Origin of the sequence: Streptomyces antibioticus (genome assembly GCF_002019855.1) — a bacterium.
GTDB lineage: Bacteria > Actinomycetota > Actinomycetes > Streptomycetales > Streptomycetaceae > Streptomyces > Streptomyces antibioticus_B.
Genome location: NZ_CM007717.1, coordinates 3679839 through 3706304, shown reverse-complemented (window position 1 = coordinate 3706304; position 26466 = coordinate 3679839). Strand labels below are relative to the sequence as shown.

29 protein-coding genes and 1 tRNA gene are annotated in these 26466 nt (G+C 70.7%); 14 read left to right on the top strand and 16 right to left on the bottom strand.

Annotated features, from left to right (window positions below; translation table 11 throughout):
- Positions 1 to 157: 157 nt before the first annotated feature.
- Both AFM16_RS16465 and AFM16_RS16460 read left to right on the top strand, forming a co-directional pair.
- On the top strand, positions 158 to 835 hold the full coding sequence (locus tag AFM16_RS16465) for a helix-turn-helix transcriptional regulator (protein ID WP_078633752.1): 678 nt from the start codon (positions 158 to 160) through the stop codon (positions 833 to 835).
- A 38-nt stretch (positions 836 to 873) separates the two neighbouring features.
- Positions 874 to 1188: a hypothetical protein gene (locus AFM16_RS16460; protein ID WP_078633751.1), complete on the top strand. Its 315-nt coding sequence runs from the start codon at positions 874 to 876 to the stop codon at positions 1186 to 1188.
- Here the strand turns inward: AFM16_RS16460 and AFM16_RS16455 are convergent.
- Together AFM16_RS16455 and AFM16_RS16450 are read right to left on the bottom strand one after the other, a co-directional pair.
- On the bottom strand, positions 1163 to 1438 hold the full coding sequence (locus tag AFM16_RS16455; protein WP_078633750.1) for a DUF397 domain-containing protein: 276 nt from the start codon (positions 1436 to 1438) through the stop codon (positions 1163 to 1165). The genes AFM16_RS16460 and AFM16_RS16455 overlap by 26 nt on opposite strands.
- Positions 1439 to 1445: 7 nt before the next feature.
- Complete coding sequence (locus AFM16_RS16450; RefSeq protein ID WP_078633749.1) at positions 1446 to 2297, bottom strand: helix-turn-helix domain-containing protein; 852 nt, start codon at positions 2295 to 2297, stop codon at positions 1446 to 1448.
- 145 nt (positions 2298 to 2442) lie between these two features.
- On the opposite strand from AFM16_RS16450, the gene AFM16_RS16445 reads away from it, so the two are divergent.
- Together AFM16_RS16445 and AFM16_RS16440 are read left to right on the top strand one after the other, a co-directional pair.
- Entirely contained in the window at positions 2443 to 2853 is a 411-nt protein-coding gene (locus AFM16_RS16445) for an ATP-binding protein (RefSeq protein WP_078633748.1), read from the top strand.
- A 98-nt stretch (positions 2854 to 2951) separates the two neighbouring features.
- Complete coding sequence (locus AFM16_RS16440; RefSeq protein WP_030792533.1) at positions 2952 to 3260, top strand: hypothetical protein; 309 nt, start codon at positions 2952 to 2954, stop codon at positions 3258 to 3260.
- A gap of 81 nt (positions 3261 to 3341) precedes the next feature.
- Here the strand turns inward: AFM16_RS16440 and AFM16_RS16435 are convergent, their stop codons facing one another.
- Positions 3342 to 3722, bottom strand: a complete 381-nt coding sequence (locus AFM16_RS16435; RefSeq protein WP_051780782.1) for a hypothetical protein — start codon at positions 3720 to 3722, stop codon at positions 3342 to 3344.
- 26 nt (positions 3723 to 3748) lie between these two features.
- A complete protein-coding gene (locus AFM16_RS16430; protein WP_078633747.1) occupies positions 3749 to 5485 on the bottom strand; it encodes a sodium:solute symporter family protein in 1737 nt (578 codons plus the stop codon).
- A gap of 139 nt (positions 5486 to 5624) precedes the next feature.
- Here AFM16_RS16430 and galT point away from each other — a divergent pair, with 139 nt between their 5' ends.
- The 5 genes from galT to AFM16_RS16400 all read left to right on the top strand — a co-directional run bounded on the left by galT (position 5625) and on the right by AFM16_RS16400 (position 10706).
- The gene (gene galT, locus AFM16_RS16425; protein WP_078633746.1) at positions 5625 to 6680 is read left to right on the top strand and encodes a galactose-1-phosphate uridylyltransferase; all 1056 of its coding nucleotides are present in this window, start codon (positions 5625 to 5627) and stop codon (positions 6678 to 6680) included.
- A complete protein-coding gene (galE, locus tag AFM16_RS16420) occupies positions 6680 to 7651 on the top strand; it encodes a UDP-glucose 4-epimerase GalE (RefSeq protein WP_078633745.1) in 972 nt (323 codons plus the stop codon). The genes galT and galE overlap by 1 nt, the downstream gene beginning before the upstream one ends.
- Positions 7651 to 8805, top strand: coding sequence for a galactokinase (gene galK, locus AFM16_RS16415; protein ID WP_078633744.1), 1155 nt, complete (start codon positions 7651 to 7653; stop codon positions 8803 to 8805). The genes galE and galK overlap by 1 nt, the downstream gene beginning before the upstream one ends.
- Before the next feature lie 67 nt (positions 8806 to 8872).
- Positions 8873 to 9541 carry a hypothetical protein gene (locus tag AFM16_RS16410; protein ID WP_078633743.1) on the top strand — a complete coding sequence of 223 codons (669 nt, stop codon included), beginning with the start codon at positions 8873 to 8875 and terminating at the stop codon, positions 9539 to 9541.
- Positions 9542 to 10178: 637 nt separating this feature from the next.
- Positions 10179 to 10706 carry a hypothetical protein gene (locus AFM16_RS16400; protein WP_143648376.1) on the top strand — a complete coding sequence of 176 codons (528 nt, stop codon included), beginning with the start codon at positions 10179 to 10181 and terminating at the stop codon, positions 10704 to 10706.
- Positions 10707 to 10715: 9 nt separating this feature from the next.
- Here the strand turns inward: AFM16_RS16400 and AFM16_RS16395 are convergent, their stop codons facing one another.
- Positions 10716 to 11171, bottom strand: a complete 456-nt coding sequence (locus AFM16_RS16395) for a GNAT family N-acetyltransferase (RefSeq protein WP_030792554.1) — start codon at positions 11169 to 11171, stop codon at positions 10716 to 10718.
- Positions 11172 to 11439: 268 nt separating this feature from the next.
- Between AFM16_RS16395 and AFM16_RS16390 the strand changes: the two genes are divergently transcribed.
- Entirely contained in the window at positions 11440 to 12207 is a 768-nt protein-coding gene (locus tag AFM16_RS16390; protein ID WP_030792557.1) for a LuxR C-terminal-related transcriptional regulator, read from the top strand.
- Here the strand turns inward: AFM16_RS16390 and AFM16_RS16385 are convergent.
- The gene (locus AFM16_RS16385; RefSeq protein ID WP_030792560.1) at positions 12166 to 12663 is read right to left on the bottom strand and encodes a MarR family winged helix-turn-helix transcriptional regulator; all 498 of its coding nucleotides are present in this window, start codon (positions 12661 to 12663) and stop codon (positions 12166 to 12168) included. The two genes, AFM16_RS16390 and AFM16_RS16385, sit on opposite strands and share 42 nt — an antisense overlap.
- An 80-nt stretch (positions 12664 to 12743) precedes the next feature.
- Between AFM16_RS16385 and AFM16_RS16380 the strand changes: the two genes are divergently transcribed.
- On the top strand, positions 12744 to 13550 hold the full coding sequence (locus AFM16_RS16380; RefSeq protein WP_370628040.1) for a trans-aconitate 2-methyltransferase: 807 nt from the start codon (positions 12744 to 12746) through the stop codon (positions 13548 to 13550).
- Positions 13551 to 13789: 239 nt separating this feature from the next.
- Positions 13790 to 13963, top strand: coding sequence for a CsbD family protein (locus AFM16_RS16375; protein WP_078633739.1), 174 nt, complete (start codon positions 13790 to 13792; stop codon positions 13961 to 13963).
- Positions 13964 to 14072: 109 nt separating this feature from the next.
- On the opposite strand, the gene AFM16_RS16370 is transcribed toward AFM16_RS16375, so the two are convergent.
- Positions 14073 to 14753, bottom strand: coding sequence for a TetR/AcrR family transcriptional regulator (locus AFM16_RS16370; RefSeq protein ID WP_078633738.1), 681 nt, complete (start codon positions 14751 to 14753; stop codon positions 14073 to 14075).
- Positions 14750 to 15763 (bottom strand): acyl-CoA desaturase, encoded by a 1014-nt coding sequence (locus tag AFM16_RS16365; RefSeq protein WP_030792568.1) that lies wholly within the window; start codon positions 15761 to 15763, stop codon positions 14750 to 14752. Before AFM16_RS16365 ends, AFM16_RS16370 begins: the two co-directional genes overlap by 4 nt.
- Before the next feature lie 302 nt (positions 15764 to 16065).
- On the opposite strand from AFM16_RS16365, the gene ppc reads away from it, so the two are divergent.
- Positions 16066 to 18795 (top strand): phosphoenolpyruvate carboxylase, encoded by a 2730-nt coding sequence (gene ppc / locus AFM16_RS16360; RefSeq protein WP_030792571.1) that lies wholly within the window; start codon positions 16066 to 16068, stop codon positions 18793 to 18795.
- 80 nt (positions 18796 to 18875) lie between these two features.
- Here ppc and AFM16_RS16355 read toward each other — a convergent pair whose 3' ends face one another.
- The 6 genes from AFM16_RS16355 to AFM16_RS16330 form a co-directional block, all read right to left on the bottom strand.
- A complete protein-coding gene (locus AFM16_RS16355) occupies positions 18876 to 19403 on the bottom strand; it encodes a hypothetical protein (protein ID WP_030792574.1) in 528 nt (175 codons plus the stop codon).
- Positions 19404 to 19456: 53 nt separating this feature from the next.
- Positions 19457 to 20059, bottom strand: coding sequence for an aminoacyl-tRNA hydrolase (pth, locus tag AFM16_RS16350; protein ID WP_078633737.1), 603 nt, complete (start codon positions 20057 to 20059; stop codon positions 19457 to 19459).
- 85 nt (positions 20060 to 20144) lie between these two features.
- Positions 20145 to 20741, bottom strand: a complete 597-nt coding sequence (locus AFM16_RS16345; RefSeq protein WP_030792579.1) for a 50S ribosomal protein L25/general stress protein Ctc — start codon at positions 20739 to 20741, stop codon at positions 20145 to 20147.
- A gap of 193 nt (positions 20742 to 20934) precedes the next feature.
- On the bottom strand, positions 20935 to 21909 hold the full coding sequence (locus tag AFM16_RS16340; protein ID WP_030792582.1) for a ribose-phosphate diphosphokinase: 975 nt from the start codon (positions 21907 to 21909) through the stop codon (positions 20935 to 20937).
- Positions 21910 to 22039: 130 nt separating this feature from the next.
- Positions 22040 to 23488: a bifunctional UDP-N-acetylglucosamine diphosphorylase/glucosamine-1-phosphate N-acetyltransferase GlmU gene (glmU, locus tag AFM16_RS16335; RefSeq protein ID WP_078636974.1), complete on the bottom strand. Its 1449-nt coding sequence runs from the start codon at positions 23486 to 23488 to the stop codon at positions 22040 to 22042.
- Positions 23489 to 23613: 125 nt separating this feature from the next.
- Positions 23614 to 23686, bottom strand: a tRNA-Gln gene (locus AFM16_RS16330).
- A gap of 110 nt (positions 23687 to 23796) precedes the next feature.
- On the opposite strand from AFM16_RS16330, the gene AFM16_RS16325 reads away from it, so the two are divergent.
- The gene (locus tag AFM16_RS16325) at positions 23797 to 25101 is read left to right on the top strand and encodes a sensor histidine kinase (protein WP_030792588.1); all 1305 of its coding nucleotides are present in this window, start codon (positions 23797 to 23799) and stop codon (positions 25099 to 25101) included.
- 9 nt (positions 25102 to 25110) lie between these two features.
- On the opposite strand, the gene AFM16_RS16320 is transcribed toward AFM16_RS16325, so the two are convergent.
- Positions 25111 to 25608: an SUKH-3 domain-containing protein gene (locus AFM16_RS16320; RefSeq protein ID WP_078633736.1), complete on the bottom strand. Its 498-nt coding sequence runs from the start codon at positions 25606 to 25608 to the stop codon at positions 25111 to 25113.
- Between the two features lie 64 nt (positions 25609 to 25672).
- Positions 25673 to 26233, bottom strand: a complete 561-nt coding sequence (locus tag AFM16_RS16315) for a YwqJ-related putative deaminase (protein WP_030792593.1) — start codon at positions 26231 to 26233, stop codon at positions 25673 to 25675.
- Positions 26234 to 26466: the final 233 nt, after the last annotated feature.

The following is a 26466-nucleotide window of genomic DNA, read 5'->3' as shown; positions in this document are numbered from 1 at the left end:
AATTTCGGCGATCCGGGGCACTTCTCATGGGTAGGGGGAGCGCAACGTCGAACAAGCGTGTAGCTTCCGGGGGCATGAAGGACGGGGTGCCGGGGGGCACCCCTTGTCCGTGTGCCATGCATGTCGTGTTCCGTGGGGGGACTGGGGGGTTGGCTCGATGGGAGTGCGGCTGATGGTGGTCGACGACCACCGCCTGCTGGCCGAGGCGCTGGCCTCGGCGCTGAAGCTGCGAGGACACCGGGTGCTCGCCGCGGCGGCGCCGGCCGCGGGCGCGGCGGAGCTGGTGATCACCCGGGCACCCGAGGTGTGCCTGCTGGGTACGGCGACCCCGGCCGAGCCGGGCATGTTCGACCCGGTGGTCCGCATCAAGCGGGAGCGTCCGCAGGTGGCGGTCCTGGTCCTCGGCCCGGTGCCGAGCCCGCGGGGCATCGCGGCGGCCTTCGCGGCGGGGGCCTCCGGCTATGTACGGCACGACGAGCGCATCGAGGGCGTCGAGCGGGCGATCATGAAGGCGCGGGCCGGTGAGGCGGCGGTGGCCCCCCAACTGCTCCAAGGCGCCTTCAGCGAGCTGCTCAACCCCGCGGCCCAGCCGGACGACGAGGGCCAGCGGCTGCTGCAGATGCTCACCCCGCGCGAGGTCGAGGTCCTGGTCCGCGTCGCCGACGGCGAGGACACCCGCCTGATCGCCGCGGGCATGGGCATCGCCCCCTCCACGGCCCGTACGCACGTCCAGCGCGTCCTGATGAAACTCGGCGTCGGCTCCCGCCTGGAGGCGGCCGCGCTGGCCGCCCGCACGGGTCTGCTGGACCGGGCGGGTCCCGTAGTACGCGATTGAACGATAGGCTGATCATCACGACGGGGGACGGAGAGGCCATGAAGCTGTACCTGATCGCGGCGATACTGCTGCTGGCGTCACTCTTCGCCGCGTCCGGCATCGCCGCGATCACGCGCGGCTGGGTCCTCCCCTGGAACCGCCGCCACGTCCACCGCCTCCGCCTCCACGGCGCGGGCCAACTGGTGGCGGCCTTCGCCCTGTGCTGGCAGCTCGTCTTCGGCTTCCTGGTGGACACCTCCGCGATCCGCCAGGCAGGCACCCTGACCGGCAGCGCGCTCCTCCTGACCGGCATCCTCATGCTGGCCGCGGACCAGTTCCTCCCACGCCCTAAGGGCGCGCCGCGGGCGGAGTAGGCACGGATCCGCCGCGTATGCCTTCCAGGAGGTTGGCGAGGGTGGACGGGGTGGTCGTGAGAACGGTGCCCGGGGTGTCGCTTTCGCGGAGGTGGAGGGTGGTGGGGGAGACGCCGAGTTCGATGCACGTGTCTCCTTCGCCGCCGTCGGAGAACGTGGACTTCTGCCAGGTCGCTGCGAGTTCGATGCACGTGTTGCCTTCGCCGCCGCCTGAGAACGTGGACTTCTGCCAGCGCATGTTCTGGTTCATGGGCGGCTCACAGCTCCTTGGTCAGACGGTGGATGAAGTCCCGTGACGCTGTGGGTTCCAGCGATGCCTTCTCCACTTTACGAAAGAGCGTTCGGAGCTGGCTGAGTTGGGCCTCCGCGTCGATGAACAGGGTGCCGGTCGGGGTGTCACGGAGCCCGGTGTCCAACTGGGCGAGCGGGCCGCCCATGTACATCATCGACGCGTCGGCACCCCCGAAGCCGTCCTGATCGACGGGGATGACACGCACCGAGGCGTGGCCCTGCTCGATCTGGTCGAGGATCCAGCGGAGTTGAGCGAGCGACGTCCGCCGATCCGCGACGCGGACACGCAAGGCGAACTCGTGGACGATCGTCAGGTACGGGGTGGGTGCGTTTCCCTCGATGACTGAGTGCCGTCGCATCCGGTGTTCCACCCGAGGGGTCAGCTCGCTCTCCGGCAGTTCGGGACGCATGTAGCTGAAGACGGCTCGGGCGTAGTCGGCGGTCTGGAGCAGTCCTGGAATGTGGGTGATGACGACCTCTTGCAGGTAGGCCGCATGGTGCTCCGCCTCCGCGACATCCAGGTTCACCTGGGGGAGGACTCCCCGGTACTCGTCCCACCACCCGCGCGTGCGGTCGCCGGCCATCGCTGCCAGGGCGTCGATCAACGCCTCGTCCGTGCAGGCGTAGTGGGCTGCCAGGCGACGGATGCGTTCGGCGCTGACCGCCGCGATGCCCGCCTCCACCTGACTCATCTGGGCCGAGGTCGAGTTCAGGAACGCCGCCACTTCGCGCGCTTTGAACCCGGCCGCCTCGCGAAGTTTCCGCAGCTCCGCCCCCAGGCGCACCTGTCGCGCCGTGGGATGGTTCCTCGCCGCCATGCGCTCCCCAACGTCCTTGTGGTTGTGCCTCGTTCGAGTGTCAGATTACGGCAGCGGCTTGCACAGGCAGAAATTATTGCCCTACCGTCGGTGACGTGCCGCTCACCCTGCGGCGATATCCCACCCCCTGCCCTGGAGCTGACCCATGCCCGAAACCGACGACCCCTGGGAGTACACCCTGTACATCCCCACCGACCCCCGCGCCGTCACCGTCTGTCGTCGCACCCTCCGTCTCATCCTCGACCTGCATCACCTGCCCCACCTCACCGAGACCGCCGAGCTGCTCGTCTCGGAGTTGGTCTCCAATGCCGTGCAGCACGCGCAAGGACCCGCCGCCCTCCGGGTCCGCTACCGCGATCGCGTGCTTCAGGTCGGGGTCTGGGACGGGGACCCCCGGCCTCCCGAGCCGCCCGGCGACTTCGGCAAGCTCGTCGACTCCGAGCGCGGGCGCGGGTTCGCCATCGTGCGGGCCTGTGCCGATACCTGGGGGTGGCAGCCCCTCGCCCGGCTGGGGCGGCGCGGGAAGCTCGTGTGGTGTGAACTCGGCGCTGCCTAGGCGTGGTGAGGTGCAAAACGGATAAGCATAACATACCGTCCGTAACTGCACCGTTTCGTTCTGTAACGAAACACGTCTGACAAGCGAAAAGGAAAGCAATGCGCAAGCTTCACAAGGTCGCTCTCGTGGCCGCCATGATCGGCAGCCTCGGCATGGCCGGCGCGGGTGTCGCCGCCGCCGGTGACGGGGGTTCCAGCCGCGAGTGCACCCAGGGTGCCGCCACCAAGCCCTCCATCAACAACGGGCTCATCAACATCCCGAACCTGAACCTGCCGCTCCTCGGCAACCTCACGGAGTCGACCGCGATCCAGCAGAGCTGTGTGAACGGCAACGACAGCGGCACGCTGACGGGCTCGGGCATCGGCACGGAGCAGTCGGGCGGCCTCCTGGGCGGCCTCCTCGGCTGACGTAACGCCCCCTCGACGCCCTACGGGGCCGGAATCGCCGTACTGCTCGGCGGAACCGGCCCCGTTCGGCATCCGGGCCCCCTACTGTTCGTCCTTCTCCAGACTCTCCGCCGGCAGCGACGGCGTCGGGTGGGCCGTCGGGCGCAGCCAGAGCCAGGCCAGGAAGAACAGACCGAGGGCCAGCATGCCCAGGCCCGTCCACAGGTTGATGTTGATGCCCTGGGCCTTGTCGATCTCCGCGTCGCTGTCGGTCAGACCCGTGATCGTGAGGATGACGCCGTACAGGACGAACAGGCCGCCGATGATGCGCCGCAGGTCGAAGATGCGGGCCGCGGTCTCGGACTTCTGCTCCAGCTCGGTGACCTCGCGCTGGACGTCCGCCTCGGAGTACCCCGCGCGCCGCAGCCGCTCGGCCGCCTCGTCGGAGTCGGGGCGGTCGGCGGGGTCGAATTGCTCGGACATGGTCTCTCCAGTCTCCCGCGGCCGGGTCAGAACGAGAACGGGATGTAGCAGGCGGCGGCCAGGATCACGGCGCCCCAGCCCAGCAGGGCCGGCTTGCGGTACCAGGCGTCGTCGCCCGCCGCCGGCGGCTCGGCCATGCCGGGGGAGACCGTGCCGTACACCAGGCCCTGGAGCTCCGCCTCCGGCTTCGGCGCGGTGAACAGCGACACCGCCACCATCACCACCGCGCCCGCCACGAACCCGGCGATCGCCGAGACGAAGTTCGCGCCCTGGTCGGTGGGGATGCCGATGACGTCCTGCTTGTAGAGGACGAAGTAGTTGATCATCGCGGCCGTGGTGCCGGCCAGCAGACCCCAGAAGCCGGATTTCATCGACGCCCGCTTCCAGAACATGCCGACGATGAAGACGACGAACATCGGCACGTTGAAGAAGGAGAACAGCGTCTGGAGGTAGCTCATGATGTTGGAGAAGGAGGAGGCGAGGAAGGCCGTGCCGATCGACGCCATCACGCCGATCGCGGTGATCAGCCGGCCGAAGCGGACGTAGTAGGCGTCCTCGCGCCCCAGCACCACGTACTTCGCCCAGATGTCGGTCGTGAACACCGTGTTGAAGGACGAGATGTTCGCCGCCATGCCCGCCATGAACGCCGCGAGCAGCCCCGTCACCGCGATGCCCAGCACGCCGTTCGGCAGCAGCTCCTGCATCAGGTAGGGGATCGCGTCGTTGTACTGGAGGTCCGAGCCGGACGTGCCGATCTTCGGGACCAGCACCGCCGCGACCAGGCCCGGGATCATCACCAGGAAGACGATGAAGATCTTCGGGTACGCGGCGATGAGCGGCGTCCGCTGGGCCGCCGAGAGGTTCTTGGCGGACAGGGCGCGCTGGACCTCGGCGAAGTTCGTCGTCCAGTAGCCGAAGGACAGCACGAAGCCGAGGCCGAGCACGATCGTCAGCCAGTTCGCGCCGAGCGGGTTGTCGCTGCCGATGCCCGTGCCGCCCCAGGCGGTCACGAAGTCGTCGCCGTGCGAGGCGGTCAGGGAGTCGGTCAGACCGCCCCAGCCGTCGACCTTCTTCAGGCCGAGCACGGTCAGCGGGATCAGCGCCGCCAGGATCACGAAGAACTGGAGCACCTCGTTGTAGATCGCCGAGGACAGACCGCCCAGCGTGATGTACGCGAGGACGAAGAAGCCGGCGACCACGATCGCGACCCACTGCGGCCAGCCCAGCAGCGCCTCGACGACGATCGCCAGCGCGTACAGGTTGACGCCCGCGATCAGGATGGCCGCGAAGGCGAACAGCAGCGAGCTGAGCAGATGCGCGCCCTTGTCGAAGCGCAGCAGCAGGAACTCGGGGACCGAGCGGACCTTGCTGCCGTAGTAGAAGGGCATCATCACCAGGCCCAGGAAGACCATGGCCGGGATGGCGCCGATCCAGTACCAGTGGACGGTGTACGCGCCGTACTGCGCGCTGTTCGCGGCCATGCCGAGGATCTCGGTGGCCGCCAGGTTGGCCGAGATGAAGGCCAGGCCGGTGATCCAGGCGGGCAGCGACCGCCCGGAGAGGAAGAAGTCGAGGCTGGTCTTCACCGACCGGCGGGCGGCGAAGCCGATGCCCAGGACGACGACGAAGTAGATGCCGAGGATCGTGTAGTCGAGTGCGTTCGTGGGGAGTCGCAGCTCGGTCGCCAGGTCCAGGGCGTGCGCGGGGCCGTGCACGTGGCCGGGTGTGGGGGCATATGTGGGGGCATATGTGGGGGTCTGCATCCGGAGCCAACCTTGTCTGGTGGTCTTTGTTCGGTTGTGATGGTGACTACCGTGGGGGTTTGTGGTTTGATGTGTTCGGTTCTGTTTGAAGACTGACCGGCAATGTTGATATCGATCGGTGTACGGATGGAGAGTCGCGGTGAAGAAGACCTCGACCCGCTTGGCCGACGGTCGTGAGCTCATCTACTACGACCAGCGGGACGACTCGGTGCGCGACGCGGTGGACCGCCGTCCCCTGGACCGCACCGTCACCACTTCGGAGGTACGCCGGGACCCGCTCCTCGGCGACGCGGTGGCGATCGCCTCCCACCGGCAGGGGCGCACCTATCACCCGCCGGCCGACGAATGCCCGCTGTGCCCCTCCCAGGGCGACCGGCTGAGCGAGATCCCGGACTCCTCGTACGACGTCGTCGTGTTCGAGAATCGTTTCCCCTCGCTGGCCGGCGACTCCGGGCGGTGCGAGGTGGTCTGTTTCACCTCCGACCACGACGCGTCCTTCGCCGATCTCACCGAGGCGCAGGCGCGGCTCGTCCTGGACGCGTGGACGGACCGGACGTCCGAGCTGTCGCATCTGCCCTCCGTGGAACAGGTGTTCTGCTTCGAGAACCGGGGCGCCGAGATCGGCGTGACACTGGGTCACCCGCACGGGCAGATCTACGCCTACCCGTTCACCACGCCGCGCACCGCGCTGATGCTGCGTTCGCTCGCGGCCCACCGGGAGGCGACCGGTGGTGAGAACCTCTTCGACGCCGTCCTGGAGCGTGAACTCGCCGGTGAGCGGGTCGTCCTGGAGAGTGAACACTGGGCGGCCTTCGTGCCCTACGCGGCGCACTGGCCGTACGAGGTGCACCTGTACCCCAAGCGGCGCGTGCCCGATCTGCTGGCGCTGGACGAAGCCGCGCGCACAGAGTTTCCCCAGGTCTACCTGGAACTCTTGAGGCGCTTCGACCGTATCTTCGGTGAGGGTGAGCCGCCGACGCCGTACATCGCCGCCTGGCATCAGGCGCCGTTCCGGCTGGAGGAGTTCGAGGGCGTCAACCGCGACGACTTCGCGCTCCATCTGGAGCTTTTCACCGTCCGCCGGACGTCCGGCAAGCTGAAGTTCCTCGCGGGTTCCGAATCCGGCATGAGCGTGTTCATCAACGACGTGCCGCCGGAGCGCGCGGCCGAGCGACTGCGAGAGGTGGCGAGCTGATGAGCAGCGGAAAGTATCTGGTCACGGGCGGTGCGGGGTATGTCGGCGGGGTGGTCGCCCAGCACCTGCTGGAGGCGGGGCACGAGGTCGTCGTCCTCGACAACCTCTCCACCGGCTTCCGCGAGGGCGTCCCGACCGGGGCGTCCTTCATCGAGGGCGACATCCGCGACGCGGGCAAGTGGCTCGACGCCTCCTTCGACGGCGTGCTCCACTTCGCCGCGTTCTCGCAGGTCGGCGAGTCCGTCGCCCAGCCCGAGAAGTACTGGGAGAACAACGTCGGCGGGTCCATGGCCCTGCTCGCCGCCATGCGCGAGGCGGGCGTGCGCCGGCTGGTGTTCTCCTCCACCGCCGCGACCTACGGCGAGCCGGAGCAGGTCCCGATCGTGGAGACCGCGCGGACCAGCCCCACCAACCCCTACGGCGCCACCAAGCTCGCCGTCGACCACATGATCACCGGCGAGGCCGCGGCGCACGGTCTCGCCGCGGTCTCGCTGCGCTACTTCAACGTGGCGGGGGCGTACGGCACCCAGGGCGAGCGGCACGACCCCGAGTCGCACCTCATCCCGCTCGTCCTCCAGGTCGCGCAGGGCCGCCGCGAGGCCGTCTCCGTCTTCGGCGACGACTATCCGACGCCGGACGGCACGTGCGTGCGCGACTACATCCATGTCGCCGACCTCGCCGAGGCCCATCTGCTCGCCCTCGCCGCGGCGGTCCCCGGCGAGCACCTCATCTGCAACCTGGGCAACGGCAACGGCTTCTCGGTCCGCGAGGTCGTCGAGACCGTCCGCGAGGTCACCGGGCACCCGATCCCCGAGGTCCTCGCCCCGCGCCGGGGCGGCGACCCGGCCGTCCTGGTCGCCTCGGCGGTCACCGCCCGCGAGCGGCTCGGCTGGAACCCGACCCGCGCGGACCTCGCCGGAATCGTCGCGGACGCCTGGGAGTTCGCGCAGCACATCGCGAAGGAGCAGTAGTGGGGGCACAGGACGTGCGTGAGGTCTTCGCCGGGCTGTACGGCACGGAACCCGACGGGGTCTGGGCGGCGCCCGGCCGCGTCAACCTCATCGGCGAGCACACCGACTACAACGACGGCTTCGTGATGCCGTTCGCGCTGCCGCACACCGCGCTCGCGGCCGTCTCCCGGCGCACGGACGGCCGGCTGCGGCTGCACTCCGCCGATGTCGAGGGCGGCGTCGCCGAACTCGACCTGGCCGCGCTCGCCCCCGGCTCCGACGACGACTGGACGGCGTACCCGGCGGGGGTCGTCTGGGCGCTGCGCGAGGCCGGGCACACGATCACCGGCGCGGACGTCCATCTGGCCTCGACCGTGCCGACCGGTGCGGGGCTGTCCTCCTCGGCGGCCCTGGAGGTCGTCGTCGCGCTCGCGCTGAACGACCTGTACGACCTCGGCCTCGCCCGCTGGCAGCTCGCCCGCCTCTGCCAGCGCGCCGAGAACATCTACGTCGGTGCCCCCACCGGGATCATGGACCAGACGGCGTCCGCCTGCTGCGAGGCCGGCCACGCGCTGTTCCTCGACACCCGGGACCTCTCCCAGAAGCAGATCCCCTTCGACCTCGCCGCCGAGGGGCTGCGGCTGCTGGTCGTCGACACCCAGGTCAAGCACGCCCACAGCGGCGGCGAGTACGGCAAGCGCCGGGCCGGCTGCGAGAAGGGCGCGGCGCTCCTCGGCGTCGACGCGCTGCGGGACATCCCGTTCGCCGACCTGGACGCGGCGCTGGCCCGCCTGGGCGACGAGGAGGAGGTCCGCCGCCTGGTCCGCCACGTGGTCACGGAGGACGCCCGCGTCGAACGGGTGGTCTCCCTCCTCGAATCCGGCGACCCCCGAGCGATCGGCCCGGTCCTGACGGAGGGCCACGCCTCCCTCCGCGACGACTTCCGCGTCTCCTGCCCCGAACTCGACCTGGTCGTCGACACGGCGGTCACCGCGGGAGCCCTCGGCGCCCGGATGACAGGCGGCGGCTTCGGAGGCTCGGCGATCGTCCTCACCCTGGCCACGGAGGTCGACACGATCACCAAGACTGTGGAAGAAGCCTTCGCCACAGCGGGCTTCACCGCGCCCCGGGTCTTCGAGGCGATCCCGTCGCAGGGGGCGCACCGGGTTCCCTGATCCCGGACTGCCCCGCACCGGTCGGTAGGGTGCGGGGCGGTCGTACGGACATGGCGGAGGGCCGGGGGTGGCTGACGACGACGGTCGGATCAGGGAGCGGCGGGCTGCGACGCGGGCGAGCACGAAGGGGTTCGCTGCCGGCCTGGCGTTGGTGTGCCTTCTCGGCGGTGGGACGTGGCTCTACTTCGTCAAGGGGCTCTATCTGCTCCCCGAGGACATGTGTGATGGCACGCTCGAGCGGGGCACGGTCGTACGGGTGCTGCCGCAGGTGCGCGCGGCGGACGCAGGGTCCCGTGTTCAGGGCGCCGGACCCGACCTCGCCTTCTACTGCCACGTCAACACCAGTGAGGGGTCCTACCTCGACGGTCGTGCGCAAGTGCTGCCCGTCTCAAGGGAGAAGTGGCTCAAGAGCTCTCGGGGAAGCGGGAGTGCCGACAGGGTCGCCCATGTCTCCGCGGACGGGGGCATCGAGGCCGTGGCGAAACTCGAGTCCCGTAGTGCCAGGGTGTACGTGCCGTGTGAGCCGCCCGGTGTTCCTTCGTACAACGCCTCCGCGGACTACGGCGTCGTCACCGAGTTCAGCGTCAGCGACGACAGCAAGGTCACGGGCGCGGAGCTACGGCAGATCCTCACCGATGTCGCGTACCGGCTGAGCGAGCACACCTATGAGTTGGCCGAGTGCGGGAAGGGACGGGACTTGCCCGCGGAACTGCCGCGCTACGAGGAGGGCCGGTGACGGACGAGGAGATCGTCAGGGAGTTCGACGGGCGGGGGCGGGTCGCGTTGATGGTGGGGCAGGCTGGGCTGCGTCGGGTCGAGGAGATCGGCCGTGCTCTCGGCTACCGGCTCGTCGGCGTCGACAACTGCGGTCCCTACGTCGGCGTCCGGATGCGGTTCGAGCGGGACGACGATCCCCGGGCCCGGCGGCGGGCCGAGGAGGCCGTTGCGCGGTTGCGGGGCGGGGGGCCGGTGGTTTCGGGGGCGCCGACGGTGCCGCCTCCGCCGCCGTCCGCGCCGCCCCCGGTCGGGCCGCCGGCGCCGCCCCGGCCGAGGTTTCGGGTGCCGGACGGACCTCCTCCGCCTCCGCCGGTCGGGATGCGGCGGCCCGTTCCGCCGCGGCCCGCCTATCCGCCGTTGCCCCCAGAGCCTCCGCGATGTTGAGTAGCTGACTGAGTACGCGTGCTCAGGGAAGCGGGAGTCGGGGTCGGGAGAGTGGGGGCATGACGAACTCGATGCCTTCCGCAGAATCTTCCCAGCAGTCTCCCGCCGGTCGGGGTTCTCAGAGGAGGGTCGTTCTCCTCGTGGCCGTTTCGCTTCTGCTGGCCGCCGGTGGGTTCACCGCGTGGCGGGCCAGTGCTCGGGACGCAGGGGCCGTGGATGACGCACGGCCGCGGGTGTCGGAGTCCGCTGCCCACGACGCCCGCCCGCTGAAGGGGCGGCCCCGGGTGTCGGACGCTGTCGCCGGGATCTCGTACGGGATTCCCGAAGGGTGGACGGCGGGGGACGAGGAGGGGCTGATTCCCGGGTTCACCTCCTCCGTCACGCGGCGTATGGACGCGGAGGGCGGCAGTATCGTGCTGGCCGGGAAGGGGGAGGCCGTCACGCGGGACCAGTTGCGGGCACGGGCCGAGAGCGCGGCCCGGTCCAACGCCGAGTTCTTCTATCCGGACGGCACCTCGCGCGTCGAGCAGTCCCGCGCCGTCGAGGTCGGCGGGCGGCCCGCCCACACCGTCGTGCTGAGGACGACCGACAAGGAGACGGGCGGCGAGGGCCATCTGCGGCTCACGCTCGTCTCCGTGGACGACAGCCGCTCCGCGTTCCTGCTCGGTGTGGTCCACCCCGCCGGGACCGAGGAGGCGCGGGAGGCCGACGCCGTGGTCGAGAGCGCCGGGCTGCTCTGAACTCCCCGCTCAGCCCAGCCGTTTGGTCAGCGTGTACTCGGTCAGGCCCGGCGGGTAGTCCTCGATGACGCAGGCCACCTCGTAGCCCTGCTTGCGGTAGAAGCCGGGGGCCTGGAAGTCCCAGGTCTCCAGGCGGGCACGGCGGCAGTCGCGTTCCTCGCGGGCGACGCGCTCGGCCTCCGCGAGGAGCCGGGCGCCCAGCCCCGTGCCGCGGTGCCGTTCGTCGACCCACAGGTAGGTGACGTGCAGCCAGCCCGCCCAGGTGTGGCCGACCAGCCCGCCGGCCAGGGCGTCCTCGGCGTCCGACGCCCACACGTGCAGCGGCGCCTCCCGCTCCGCCGGCGTACCGCGCAGGGCACGCAGGACCGGGGAGGCCGCCGTGTTGGCGTCGAGAAGCCGGGAACGAAGAAGATCGCGCCGCGCCCTGTCGACTTCTGTCTCCATACGGAACATGCAGCACACCATAAACGCGCTGGCCAACCAGTTCCGCAATTCGCCTACCGGCGCCCGCCCGCAGCCCTACCCTGTGAGCAGCGCCGGTGGGGGCCGGTGCCGATCAGGGGGCGAGACAGCCGGGTACGACGCCCGTGGTGGGGGTAGCAGTCTCTGCACGGCGGCGGCCGTGCGGCATCGGCATCCTCTCCGGGCGTCGTACCCGCGCAGGTTGTCGTTCTCCGTCTCCGGAACTTGGGGTATCCCCTGCTCTGACAAGGAGCTTGGGGAAGGGGGTTTCGTGGTTCGCATCCGAGTCCTGGTCGTCGACGACCACCGTATCTTCGCCGAGTCGCTCGCCGCGGCGCTGGCCGCCGAGCCGGACGTGGACGTCTCCGCGGCCGGCAGCGGTCCGGCGGCGCTGCGTTCGCTGGAGCGCGCGGCCGCCGAGGGGCGCCGCTACGACGTGCTGCTCGTCGACGCCGATCTCGGCGCCGGCCTGCCCGGCTTACGGCCGGCGGTGCCCGTGCAGGAGGTCGGGGAGGACGGGCCGGTCGACGGGATCTCGCTCGTCGCCGGAGTGCGGGGCGCGCAGCCCCACATCCGGATCGTCGTCCTCGCCGAGAAGGACGATCCGCGCCGCGCGGCCCTCGCCCTCCAGGCCGGTGCCTCCGGCTGGGTGGCGAAGGACTGTTCGCTGTCGCGGCTGCTCACCGTCATCCGCGGGGTGCTGCGCGAGGAGACGCATCTGCCGCCCGCCCTGCTCACCGGGGTGCTGCGGGAGCTGACGGCCGCGCGCAAGCACCGCACCGAGAGCGAGCGGCTGGTGGAGTCCCTCACGCCGAGGGAACGGGAGGTGCTGCGCTGCATGGTCGCCGGGCTGGGCCGCAAGGCCGTCGCCGAGCGGCTGTTCCTCTCCCCGCACACCGTCCGCACCCATATGCAGAACGTCCTCGGCAAACTCGGCGTCCACTCGACGCTCGCCGCGGTCGCGCTGGCCCGCCGGGCCGGGGTGGGACCCGTGGACCTAACCGGGGATGTTGTCGAACGGGGCGGTCAACTGGCGTAGCAGCGCCGCCAGTTCACCGCGCTGGGCGCCGGACAGCTCGGCCAGGATCGCCCGCTCCTGGTCGAGCAGTCCGGCGAGCGCCTGGTCGGCGCGGTCCTTGCCGTCGTCCGTGAGCCGGACCAGCACACCGCGCCGGTCGCTGGGGTCCGGCAGCCGCTCCACCAGGCCCTTCTTCGTCAGCCGGTCGATACGGTTCGTCATCGTGCCCGAGGTGACCAGCGTCTGCGTCAGCAGTTGCCCCGGCGAGAGCTGGTAGGGGGCGCCCGCGCGCCGCAGCGCGGTCAGGACGTCGAACTCCCAGGGTTCGAGCTGATGCTCGGAGAACGCCAGACGGCGCGCGCGGTCCAGGTGCCGGGCCAGTCTGCTCACCCGGCTGAGTACTTCCAGCGGCTCCACGTCGAGGTCCGGGCGCTCCCGGCGCCACGCTGCGACCAGCCGATCGACCTCGTCCTCCATGACGATCAGTGTAGTGGTTGTGTCGACGTGAAGTCTCTTGATGTCGAGTCTCTTGATATCGAGAGAGATATGGGTGAAGGATGGGAGGCATGACGAGCAACCCCACCTGGGACCCCGCCCAGTACCTGCGTCACGCCGGCCACCGCGCCCGCCCCTTCGCCGACCTCCTCGCCCGCGTCCCGGCGCTGCCCGGCGACCCGCCCCGGATCGGCGACCTCGGCTGCGGCCCCGGCAACGTCACCACCGTCCTCGCCGACCGCTGGCCCACCGCCCGCGTCACCGGCTACGACAACTCCCCGCGGATGCTCGCCGACGCCCGCGCGCACGCCGGCCCCCGCCTCGACTTCGCGCACGCCGACCTCACCACGTGGAAGCCGGGCGAGACGTACGACCTGCTCGTCTCGAACGCCGCCCTCCAGTGGGTCCCCGGTCACCTCGACGCCTTCCCCGCCTGGCTCGACGGTGTCGCACCCGGCGGCACCTTCGCCTTCCAGGTCCCCCACAACGTCGACGCGCCCCTGCACGCCCTGATGCGCGACCTCGGCGCCTCCCCGCGCTGGCGCGCCCGGCTCGGTGACGTCCTGCGCCCCCGCGACTCCGTCCACGCCCCCGGCGTCTACCTCGACCGGCTGGCCCGCCTCGGCTGTGTCACCGACGTCTGGACCACCACGTACCAGCACGTCCTGCTCGGCGAGGACCCCGTCCTGGACTGGGTCAAGGGCACCGGCCTGCGCCCCGTCCTCGACGCCCTCGCCGACGACCCCGAGGCCCGCGACACCTTCGTCACCGAGTACCGCGACCTGCTCCGCACGGCCTACCCGGCCACGTCCTACGGCACGGTCCTCCCGTTCCGCCGCCTGTTCGCCGTCGCCACGAAGGGGCACTGACGCTCACCGCCGTCGGCATCGAGGCGTTCGCGGCCCGGCTGGAGGGGCACGGCGTACGCCTCACCTGGGACGACGCCCTGCCCGGGCACCGCCGCTTCCACGCCCTCGACCCCGTCGGCAACCGGCTGGAGTTCCTGGAGCCCCTGGAGCCCCTGGCCGGGAGTGAGGTTTGAGGCGTGCGGGACGGGCCACTCGGCCCGGTGAGACCACCCGCGAACCCCGACTGGGAGTGATGGACAGTGGCAGGCGAGCAGAAGTCCAAGGCGAAGATGGAGCAGGCCAAGGGCAAGGCGAAGGAAGCGGCCGGCCGTGTCGTGGGCAACGAGCAGATGGAGGCCGAGGGCCGCGCCGAGCAGGCGAAGGGCGACGCCCGCCAGGCCAAGGAGAAGACGAAGGACGTCTTCAAGCACTGACCGGCACTGACCGGCACTGACCGGCACCGACCGGCTCACGGCAGCCGACAAGCGGCGGGGCCGCGCCCCCAGGAAGAAGGGGCGCGGCCCCGCCGCATGCTCGTCCGTCCTACGCCTTGCGGCGTCCTATCAGGTGCGGCTTGGCCTCCAGGCCGTCCAGGCCGTGCCAGGACAGGTTCACCAGATGCGCGGCGACCTCCGCCTTCTTCGGGCGGCGTACGTCCAGCCACCACTGGCCGGTCAGCGCGACCATCCCGACCAGCGCCTGCGCGTACAGCGGGGCCAGCTTGGGGTCGAAGCCGCGGTTCTTGAACTCGCGGCCCAGGATGTCCTCCACCTGCGTCGCGATGTCGGAGATCAGCGAGGCGAACGTCCCCGTGGACTGCGGGATGGGGGAGTCACGGACCAGGATCCGGAAACCGTCCGTGTACTCCTCGATGTAGTCGAGCAGCGCGAACGCCGCCTGTTCGAGCAGCTCCCGCGGATGCCCCGCCGTCAGCGACGACGTGACCATGTCCAGCAGCCGGCGCATCTCACGGTCCACGACGACCGCGTACAGCCCCTCCTTGCCGCCGAAGTGCTCGTACACCACCGGCTTGGACACCCCGGCCTTCGCCGCGATCTCCTCCACCGACGTGCCCTCGAACCCCTTCGCCGCGAACAGGGTGCGACCGATCTCCAGCAACTGCTGCCGCCGCTCCGCACCGGTCATCCGGGTGCGCCGCGCGCGTCTGGGCTTCGTTTCGTTGCTCGGGGTGCTGCTGGAATCGGTCGCCACACCGTCCATCATGCCGCGTCGGCACTCGCCTTCCGGCGCCGGGAGCCGTCCTCACCCGTGTTGCGGCGCGAATCGATACGCGAGCGTGACGGCCAGCGCACGTCGTACGCCCATCCGGCCAGTTCGAACCAGCGGATGAAGCGGGCCGAGGAGTCCACCTGGCCCCGCATCACGCCGTGCCGCGCCGACGTCGGGTCCGCGTGGTGCAGGTTGTGCCAGGACTCGCCGCAGGACAGGATCGCCAGCCACCACACGTTGCCCGAACGGTCCCGGGACTTGAACGGCCGCTTGCCCACCGCGTGACAGATCGAGTTGATCGACCAGGTGACGTGGTGCAGCAGCGCCACCCGCACCAGGGAACCCCAGAAGAACGCGGTGAACGCGCCCCACCAGGACATCGTCACCAGACCGCCCACCAGCGGCGGGATCGCCAGCGACACCACGGTCCAGAAGATGAACTGCCGCGAGACCGCGCGGATCGCCGGGTCCTTGATCAGATCCGGCGCGTACTTCTCCTGCGGGGTCTGCTCCTCGTCGAACATCCATGCGATGTGCGCCCACCACAGGCCCTTCATCAGCGCCGGGATCGTCTCCCCGAACCGCCACGGCGAGTGCGGGTCGCCCTCCGCGTCGGAGAACTTGTGGTGCTTGCGGTGGTCCGCCACCCAGCGCACCAGCGGCCCCTCCACCGCCATCGAGCCCATGACCGCGAGCGCGATCCGCAGCGGACGCTTGGCCTTGAAGGAGCCGTGCGTGAAGTAGCGGTGGAAGCCGATGGTGATGCCGTGGCAGCCGAGGAAGTACATGAAGACCAGCAGACCGAGGTCCAGCCAGCTCACCCCCCACCCCCAGGCCAGCGGCACGGCCGCCAGCAGGGCGAGGAACGGCACGGTGATGAAGAGCAGAAGGGTGATCTGCTCCAGCGAACGCTTCTGCTCGCCGCCGAGCGTGGCGGAGGGCAGCGCGGAGCCGCCCGCGTCGGCGTCCGGGGAGTCGTCGATCACATCGGAGCTCGTGGTCATGCGTGTCCCCTGTGGGGTCGAGGGTTCTGTGGTGGGTCGCCGGGTCACGGCACTCGCGCAGTCGGCCGGGTACCGCTTCCTACGGTTCCGTAACCTACGGCATCGTAAGTATGGCAGTGCGTCGTCCGGGGGCAAGAGCCCGTGTCAGCGCGTCCGGCCCGGCACATATCCTTGGAGACGGTCGGACAGCGCGGTCCGCTCTGTTTTCTTCCCGGATGCCCGAGCCCTATGCGGCAGCACGCCGCGCGGACGGCATCCGGGTTCCTCCCGGACGAGCTTCACCACTGCAAGGAGCCGCACCTGTGAGCAGTGCCGACGACCAGACGACGACCAGTGCCGAGCTGCGTGCCGACATCCGCCGACTGGGTGACCTCCTCGGCGAGACCCTCGTCCGGCAGGAGGGTCCCGAGCTCCTCGACCTGGTCGAGAAGGTCCGCCGCCTGACCCGCGAGGACGGCGAGGCCGCCGCCGAGCTGCTGCGCGGCACCGAACTGGAGACCGCGGCCAAGCTGGTCCGCGCCTTCTCCACCTACTTCCACCTCGCCAACGTCACCGAGCAGGTGCACCGCGGCCGTGAGCTGCGCGCCCGGCGTGCCGCCGAGGGCGGTCTCCTCGCCCGCACCGCCGACCGCCTCAAGGACGCCGACCCCGAGCACGTCCGCGACACGGTCCGCAACCTCAACGTGCGCCCCGTCTTCACCGCGCACCCCACCGAGGCCGCCCGCCGTTCGGTCCTCAACAAGCTGCGGCGTATCGCCGCGCTCCTGGAGACCCCGGTCATCGAGTCCGACCGCCGGCGCCTGGACACCCGTCTGGCCGAGAACATCGACCTCGTGTGGCAGACCGACGAACTGCGCGTCGTCCGCCCCGAGCCCGCCGACGAGGCCCGCAACGCCATCTACTACCTCGACGAACTCCACGCGGGCGCCGTCGGGGACGTCCTGGAGGACCTCACCTCCGAACTGGAGCGCGTCGGCGTCCACCTCCCCGAGGAGACCCGCCCGCTCACCTTCGGCACCTGGATCGGCGGCGACCGCGACGGCAATCCCAATGTCACCCCCCAGGTGACCTGGGACGTCCTCATCCTCCAGCACGAGCACGGCATCAACGACGCCCTGGAGATGATCGACGAACTCCGCGGCCTGCTCTCCAACTCCATCCGCTACGCCGGCGCCACCGAGGAGCTCCTGGAGTCCCTCCGGGCCGACCTCGAACGGCTGCCCGAGATCAGCCCCCGCTACAAGCGCCTCAACGCCGAGGAGCCCTACCGGCTCAAGGCCACCTGCATCCGGCAGAAGCTGGAGAACACCAAGCAGCGCCTCGCCCAGGGCACCCCGCACCAGGAGGGCCGCGACTACCTCGGCACCAGCGAGCTGCTCCAGGACCTCACGCTCGTCCAGACCTCCCTGCGCGCCCACCGCGGCGGGCTCTTCGCGGACGGCCGCCTCAACCGCACCCTGCGCACCCTGTCCGCCTTCGGCCTCCAGCTCGCCACCATGGACGTCCGCGAACACGCCGACGCCCACCACCACGCCCTCGGCCAGCTCTTCGACCGCCTCGGCGAGGAGTCCTGGCGGTACGCCGACATGCCCCGCGACTACCGCGCCAAGCTGCTCGCCAAGGAACTGCGCTCCCGGCGGCCGCTGGCCGGCACCCCGGCCCCCGTCGACGCCGCCGGCGAGAAGACCCTCGGTGTCTTCCTCACCGTCAAGCGCGCCCTGGAGGTCTTCGGACCCGAGGTCATCGAGTCGTACATCATCTCGATGTGCCAGGGCGCCGACGACGTCTTCGCCGCCGTCGTCCTCGCCCGCGAGGCCGGCCTCCTCGATCTGCACGCCGGCTGGGCGAAGATCGGCATCGTGCCGCTCCTGGAGACCACCGACGAGCTGAAGGCCGCCGACACCATCCTGGAGGAGATGCTCTCCGACCCCTCCTACCGGCGGCTCGTCGCCCTGCGCGGCGACGTCCAGGAGGTCATGCTCGGCTACTCCGACTCCTCCAAGTTCGGCGGCATCACCACCAGCCAGTGGGAGATCCACCGCGCCCAGCGCCGGCTGCGCGACGTCGCCCACCGCTACGGCGTCCGGCTGCGCCTCTTCCACGGCCGCGGCGGCACCGTCGGCCGCGGCGGCGGCCCCTCGCACGACGCGATCCTCGCCCAGCCCTGGGGCACCCTGGAGGGCGAGATCAAGGTGACCGAGCAGGGCGAGGTCATCTCCGACAAGTACCTCATCCCCTCCCTGGCCAGGGAGAACCTGGAGCTGACGGTCGCCGCCACGCTCCAGGCGTCCGCCCTGCACACCGCGCCCCGCCAGTCCGACGAGGCCCTCGCCCGCTGGGACGCCGCGATGGACGTCGTCTCCGACGCCGCCCACGCCGCCTACCGCGAACTCGTCGAGGACCCCGACCTGCCGACGTACTTCCTCGCCTCCACGCCGGTCGACCAGCTCGCCGACCTGCACCTGGGCTCGCGGCCCTCCCGCCGCCCCGGCTCGGGCGTCTCGCTCGACGGACTGCGCGCCATCCCGTGGGTGTTCGGCTGGACCCAGTCCCGCCAGATCGTCCCCGGCTGGTTCGGCGTCGGCTCCGGCCTCAAGGCGCTGCGCGAGGCCGGTCTCGACACCGTCCTGGACGAGATGCACGGGCAGTGGCACTTCTTCCGCAACTTCATCTCCAACGTCGAGATGACCCTCGCCAAGACGGACCTGCGGATCGCCCAGCACTACGTCGACACGCTCGTCCCCGACGACCTCAAGCACGTCTTCGACCGCATCAAGGCCGAACACGCCCTCACCGTCGCCGAAGTCCTCAAGATCACCGGTGAGGACGAACTGCTGGACGCCACCCCCGTCCTCAAGCAGACCTTCAGCATCCGCGACGCCTACCTGGACCCCATCTCCTACCTCCAGGTCACCCTGCTCAAGCGCCAGCGCGACGCGGCCGCCGCCGGTGCCGAGCCCGACCCGCTGCTCTCCCGCGCCCTGCTCCTCACCGTCAACGGAGTCGCCGCCGGACTGCGCAACACCGGCTGACCCGCGGCGGGACGCCATGAGGGTGCCCCCGGACGCGTGCGGCGTCCGGGGGCACCCTCATGTGTCGTCTCGTCGACGTCTCAGATTGCCAGGAAGGCCGCCGTCATCAGCGCCACCCCCGACCCCGCCAGCACCCAGCCGGCCCGCGACCGCCCCAGACCGCCCGCCACCACCACCGACGCCAGCAGCAGCGCGCCGCCCATCGGCACCCACGCGTAGAGCACCCCGGCCGGGCCCGAGCGCACCACCTCGGTGCCGCCCGGCTTCACCACCACCGTGTACGTCTGCCCCGTGCGCACCGCCACGGACTTCTCGATCACCACCCGCGCCCGCGCCGTCGACCCCGCCGACAGCGGCGTGTACGGCCCCGAACACGTCCGCGCGCCGCACCGGGTCACCTCGATCGTGCCCTGCTCCCGGCCCTTGGTCAGCATCACCTGCTGCGCCGTGCCCCAGGAGGCCCACACCCCCGCCAGCAGGATCAGCGCGGTGACCGCGCCCGCCACCGCCAGCCGCCCGAAGCGCAGCGCGACCACGGAGAAACGGCCCTTGCGGGGAGCGGCCCGATGACGATGGGACGTTGCGGAGGCGGGCATGGCCGGGATCATTGGCCATGCCTGAACGGATCGTCAACCTCCGCCTGAGGCAGCCGCCCGACAAATCACGAGTTGTACGTGCTTTGCGCCCGCTCCAGACCCTCGATCACCAGACATTCCACCGCGTCCGCCGCCCGGTCCACGAAGTAGTCCAGCTCCTTGCGCTCCGCCGACGCGAAATCCTTCAGCACGAAGTCCGCCACCTGCATCCGCCCCGGCGGCCGCCCGATCCCGAACCGCACCCGGTGATAGTCGGGACCCAGCACCTTCGTCATCGACTTCAGGCCGTTGTGCCCGTTGTCCCCGCCGCCCAGCTTCAGCCGCAGCACGCCGTAGTCGATGTCCAGTTCGTCATGCACCGCCACGACGTTGCCCACGGGCACCTTGTAGAAGTCCCGCAGCGCGTTCACCGGACCCCCCGACAGGTTCATGAACGACATCGGCTTCGCCAGGATCACCCGACGGTTCGCGGGCCCCGGCGGACCGATCCGCCCCTCCACCACCTGCGCCTGCGCCTTGCCGGCCCGCTTGAACCTCCCGCCGATCCGCTCCGCCAGCAGATCCGCCACCATGAACCCCACGTTGTGCCGGTTCATCGCGTACTCCGGCCCCGGATTCCCCAGGCCCACGACGAGCCACGGGGCGCTCGCATCCGTCGTCACGTGCATGTCTCCTTACGCAGCAGCCGCTGCTCCCCCCGAGCGGGGGAACAGCGGCTGGAGCTTCGATGTACCGCTACGGAAGCCGTACGGCTCAGGCCTCGGCGGCCTCGGTGCCCTCGGCGGCCTCGCCCTCCGGGGCCTCCTCGGCCTGCGCGGACAGGACCTGCAGGACGACCGTGTCGCCGTCGACGGCCAGCGTCGTACCGGACGGCAGGGTGATGTCCTTCGCCAGGATCGAGGCACCGGCCTCCAGACCCTCCACGGACACCGTGACGGCCTCCGGGATGTGCGTGGCCTCGGTCTCGACCGGCAGCGCGTTCAGGACGTGCTCCAGCAGGTTGCCACCCGCCGCCAGCTCACCCTCGGCCTGCACCGGGATCTCGACCGTGACCTTCTCGCCGCGCTTCACGAGCTGCAGGTCGACGTGCTCCAGGAAACCCTTGATCGGGTCGCGCTGCACCGACTTCGGGATCGCCAGCTCGTTGGCCTTGCCGTCGATGTCCAGCGAGATCAGGACGTTCGGCGTACGCAGCGCGAGCAGCAGCTCGTGGCCCGGAAGGGTCAGGTGCAGCGGGTCGGAACCGTGGCCGTACAGCACACCGGGAACCTTGTTGTCACGGCGGATACGGCGGGCGGCGCCCTTGCCGAACTCGGAACGGGTCTCGGCGGAGATCTTTACCTCGGACATGATCACTCCTCGTAGAAAGCGAAACGGACCTGGTCACCCGGCCACGAACGGCCTGCTACGAAGAGCGCGTCGATAACGGACCACCGCATCCGTCAAGAAAACGGACGACGGCCTCCCTCGCCGAGCAACTGGAGCAGTCTACCGGCGAGAGAGGCCGCGGAAAAATTGACCTTTAGCGAGGCCCGAGCAGGTCCTACTGCTCGTCGAACAGGCTGGTCACCGAACCGTCCTCGAAGACCTCACGCACCGCGTTCGCGATCGTCGGCGCGATCGACAGCACCGTGATCTTGTCGACCTCCAGCTCGCCCGGCGTCGGCAGCGTGTTGGTGAACACGAACTCGCTCACCTTCGAGTTCTTCAGACGGTCCGCCGCCGGACCCGACAGCACACCGTGCGTCGCCGTCACGATCACGTCCTCCGCGCCGTGCGCGAACAGGGCGTCCGCGGCCGCGCAGATCGTGCCACCGGTGTCGATCATGTCGTCGACCAGGACGCACACCCGGCCCTTGACCTCACCGACGACCTCGTGGACCGTCACCTGGTTCGCCACGTCCTTGTCGCGCCGCTTGTGCACGATCGCCAGCGGCGCGCCGAGACGGTCGCACCAGCGGTCCGCCACCCGCACCCGGCCGGCGTCCGGCGACACCACCGTCAGCTTCTCCTTGTCGACCTTCTGGCCGACGTAGTCCGCCAGCAGCGGCAGCGCGAAGAGGTGGTCCACCGGGCCGTCGAAGAAGCCCTGGATCTGGTCCGTGTGCAGATCCACCGTCAGGATCCGGTCCGCACCCGCCGTCTTCATCAGGTCCGCGATCAGCCGCGCCGAGATCGGCTCACGGCCGCGGTGCTTCTTGTCCTGCCGCGCATAGCCGTAGAACGGCACGATCACCGTGATCGACCGCGCCGACGCGCGCTTCAGCGCGTCGATCATGATGAGCTGCTCCATGATCCACTTGTTGATCGGAGCCGTGTGGCTCTGGATCAGGAAGCAGTCCGCACCACGCGCCGACTCCTGGTAGCGCACATAGATCTCGCCGTTGGCGAAATCGAAGGCCTTCGTCGGGACGACCCCGACACCCAGTTCGTGGGCGACCTCCTCGGCAAGCTCGGGGTGGGCGCGGCCGGAGAAGAACATCATCTTCTTCTCGCCGGTCGTCTTGATCCCGGTCACAGCACTGTCTCCTCAGAGGTGTCTCAACGGGGGTGTCGAGCGACTCCGCCGCTGGACGCGACGGGCCGTCTCGGCCGGTGGGGGGTGTGCACTTATCACGGTACGCCGTGTCCGGCGCGCCTGTTTCCGGTCAGTCCTCGGCATCGCCCGGCCGGGAAGCCGCCTCGGCCGCCTTCGCCGCCGCGCTCCCCGGACGCTTGCGCGCCACCCAACCCTCGATATTCCGCTGCTGGCCACGGGCCACGGCCAGCGAACCGGGCGGCACGTCCTTCGTGATCACGGAGCCGGCCGCGGTGTACGCGCCGTCCCCGATGGTGACAGGAGCCACAAACATGTTGTCCGAACCCGTACGGCAGTGCGACCCCACCGTGGTGTGGTGCTTGTCCTGACCGTCGTAGTTCACGAACACGCTCGCCGCGCCGATGTTGGTCTGGTCACCGATCGTCGCGTCACCGACGTACGACAGGTGCGGGATCTTCGTGCCCTCGCCGATCGAGGCGTTCTTCGTCTCCACATACGTGCCGATCTTGCCCTTGGCACCCAGGCGGGTCCCCGGACGCAGATAGGCGAACGGCCCGACGGTCGCGTGCGCGCCGATGTGCGCCGTGTCCGACACCGTGTTGTCCACGCGCGCGCCCGCGCCGACGACGGTGTCCTTCAGCCGGCTGTTCGGGCCGACCTCCGCGCCCTCGCCGACCTGCGTGGCACCGAGCAACTGCGTGCCCGGCTGCACGATCGCGTCCTGCCCGAACGTCACCGTCACGTCCACCCACGTCGACGCCGGGTCCACGACCGTCACACCCGACAGCATGGCCGCCGTCAGCAGCCGGTCGTTCAGGATCCGCCGCGCCTCGCTCAACTGCACCCGGTTGTTGATCCCGGCGATCTCCCGGTGGTCACCGGCCACCGAGGCGCCGACCCGGTGACCGGCCTCGCGCAGAATGCCGAGGACGTCCGTCAGATACTCCTCGCCCTGGCTGTTGTCCGTACGGACCTTCTTCAAGGCGTCGGCCAGCAGCGCGCCGTCGAACGCGAACACCCCGGAGTTGATCTCCCGGATCGCCCGCTGCGCCTCGGTGGCGTCCTTGTGCTCGACGATCGCGGTGACGGCGCCCGTCGCCTCGTCACGCACGATCCGGCCGTACCCGGTCGCGTCCGGCACCTCGGCGGTCAGCACGGTGACCGCGTTGCCGTCGGCCTCGTGCGTGGCGGCGAGCGCGGCGAGCGTGGCGCCGGTCAGCAGCGGAGTGTCGCCGCAGACCACGACGACGGTGCCGTCGACCCCGCCCCCCAGCTCCTCCAGCCCCATCCGGACGGCGTGCCCGGTGCCGTTCTGCTCGGCCTGCACCGCGGTGCGCACCTCGCTGTCGATCTCACCGAGATGCCCGGCGACCAGCTCCCGCGCGTGCCCGACCACCACGACCAGGTGCTCGGGCTCCAACTCGCGGGCGGCGGCCAGCACATGACCCACGAGACTGCGACCGCAGATCTCGTGCAGAACCTTGGGAGTGGCCGACTTCATACGGGTGCCCTCACCCGCTGCGAGTACGACGACGGCTGCCGGGCGAATGGCGCTCACGAAGTTGCCCTTCGGCTGTGGAGTGAGGTGGGACATCCGAAGGATACCGGGGCGTTTCATGGCGGACATGAGAGCGGGCCCCGACGATGCTGTCAGAGCCCGAACCACGGCCGTATGTGCAGTTGCTCCCCCGCAAGGATTCGAACCTTGTCCTGCTGGTACCAAAAACCAGTGTGCTGCCAGTTACACCACGGGGGACAGCGCCTCAGACCATACCGGAGCCTGGCCCCGGAGCCGTAGCGGTGTGGTGCGGACCGGGCGGTGAAACTCGTCGGAAAAGGCGGGGTGTGCGCCCGTAGGCTGGAGGCATGACCACGACGGGGGAAGAGCTCGCGGGGGCCCGGGGAGGGCCGCTGTGGTGGAGCAGGCGGCGTAGTGCGGTGTTCGACTGCGGGCTGGCGCTGCTGTCGGCCGTGGAGTGTGCGGTGGAGGGGGTGCCGTTCGCGCGGGACGCGGGGGTGCCGGTGGCCGTGGGCGTGGTGTTCGGGCTGCTCGCGGGGTCGGTGCTGGTGGTGCGGCGGCAGTGGCCGATCGCGGTGGTGCTGGTGGCGATCGCCATCACGCCGGCCCAGATGGGGTTCCTGATGGGGATCGTCGGGCTGTACACCCTGGCGGCGTCGGAGCTGCCGCGCCGGATCATCGCGTCGCTGGCCGGGATGCAGCTCGTGGGGACGCTGATCGTGACGTTCGTGCAGGTGCGGCAGGGCATGGACCAGGGGCATCAGACGGTCGGGGACTGGTTCATCCCGTTCGCCGCGCTGGCCACCTCGCTGGGGCTGACGGCGCCGCCGGTGCTGCTGGGGCTGTATGTGGGGGCGCGGCGGCGGCTGATGGAGAGTCTGCGGGAGCGGGCGGACAGCCTGGAGCGCGAGTTGCAGTTGCTGGCGGAGCGCGCGGAGGAACGGGCCGAGTGGGCGCGCAACGAGGAGCGGACGCGGATCGCGCGGGAGATGCACGACGTCGTGGCGCACCGGGTGAGCCTGATGGTGGTGCACGCGGCGGCGTTGCAGGCGGTGGCGCGCAAGGACCCGGAGAAGGCGGTGCGCAACGCCGCGTTGGTGGGGGACATGGGGCGTCAGGCGCTGACGGAGCTGCGGGAGATGCTCGGGGTGCTGCGCAGCGGTGGTCCGCGGGAGCGGGCGGGGGTGCCGTTGGCGGCGGTGGGGGTGGCCGCGGCGGCCGCGGCGTCGCGGGCGGTGGAGGAGGCGGAGGGGCCGTCTCTGGAGGAGCTTGAGGAGCTGGTGGGGCAGTCGGCGGCCGCGGGGATGGTCGTGGATCTGTCGGTGGTGGGGGAGGTGCGGGCGTACGCGCCGGAGATCGAGCAGACGGCGTACCGGGTGGTGCAGGAGGCGTTGACGAACGTGCACAAGCACGCGGCGGGCGCGAAGACGTATGTGCGGCTGGCGCACCGGGTGGCGGAGATCGCGATGCAGGTGGAGAACGAGCCGCCGCCGGAGGGGGGTTCGGGGTCCTCGGCGGGGCTGCCGTCGGGCGGCAACGGCCTGGTGGGGATGAAGGAGCGGGTGGTCGGGCTCGGCGGGGTGTTCGTGTCGGGGCCGACGGACGCGGGGGGTTTCCGGGTGTCGGCGGTGATTCCCTCGGCGGCGGGGTGACGTGTCCGGTTAGTCGACGGTGAGGCGTACCGGTTCGGTGCCGGTGAGGAGCGCGGCCAGGGCGTGGTCGATGTCCGGGCCGAGGTACCAGTCGCCGGTGTGGTCGAGGGCGTAGACGCGCCCCTCGTCGTCGATGGCGAGGACGGCCCCGGTGTCGGTCTCGGTGCCGAGCGGCGCCACGTCGGTGTCGAGGGCGCGGCCGAGGTCGGCGAGGGTGCGGGCCATGTGGAGGCCGTGCAGGGGGTCGAGGTGGAGGGTGGCGGGGGCGATCTGGCGGCCGCCGGCGCCGGGGGTGATGGTGAGGCCGCCGAATTCGGCCCACGCCTCGACGGCGGCGGGGAAGACGGCGTGCCGGTGGCCGGCGGGCGAGGTGTGGTCGCGCAGGGTGTCGGCCCAGATCTCGGCCTGCTTGATGTCCCAGCGTCCGGGCTGCCAGCCCGCGGTGCGCAGGGCGGCGTCGATGGGGACGGGGAAGCGGGTGGTTGAGGTGCGCTGGTCGGGGTGCATCTGCCTTCGTTCGTCGTGCCGGTGCCGGTGCGGGTGCGGGTGTGCTGGGTGGGCCGCCGTGGGGTCAGCCGGTCGCTTCCGGATCGACGACGCGGACGCCGAAGTGGGCGCTGAGGGCCGTACAGGCGCGGCAGGGCGGGGCGAAGCTGCCGTGCAGCGGGTCGCCGTCCTCGCGGATGTGGCGGGTGGTGAGCTTGGCCGCTCGGAGCGTCTTGCGGGCTTCGCCGTTGGTCATGGGTTTGCGGGCGGAGCGTCTGCTGCGGGCGGCGTCGGCGGCGGCGAGGTGCCGGGAGATGAGGAGGGCCTCGGCGCAGCGGCCGGTGAAGCGGTCGCGCTGGGCGCTGGTGAGGGTGTCGAGGAAGTCCTGGACGAGGGGGTGCAGCGGCGGGGGCTGGTCGCCGCGGGCGGCGGTGCCGGTGAGGGTGGCGCCGTGGACGGAGAGGGCGGCGGCGACGGTGGGGAGTATGCCGTCGCGGCGGTGACGGAGCGTGGGCGTGTGGGGGGCGTCGGTGGCGGACCAGCCGACGCGGGGGTCGCCGGTGGAGTCGCCGGCGGCGCCGGTGTGGCGCACATCTCCCGACCTGGCCTGGTGCGGTCCCGTTTGCGTTGCGTTCATGATCGTCATCCCCTCCCGAGCATCCCCCCGGACGTCACAGAGTGCCAAATGGCGTGGCGGCTGCGGAAGCTGGGGCGCCGCGACACGCCAGGGCCTGGGCGGGCTGTCACGGCGGGGTGACGGCTGGTCACGGAAGCGGAGGCCCGGTGACCCGTGTCGTCGTACCGCATAGGCTGTCGCCACTGTGAGGCGCGCGGTCGACGCGCGTTGGCAACCGTTGGAGACAGTCGCATACGGGGCGT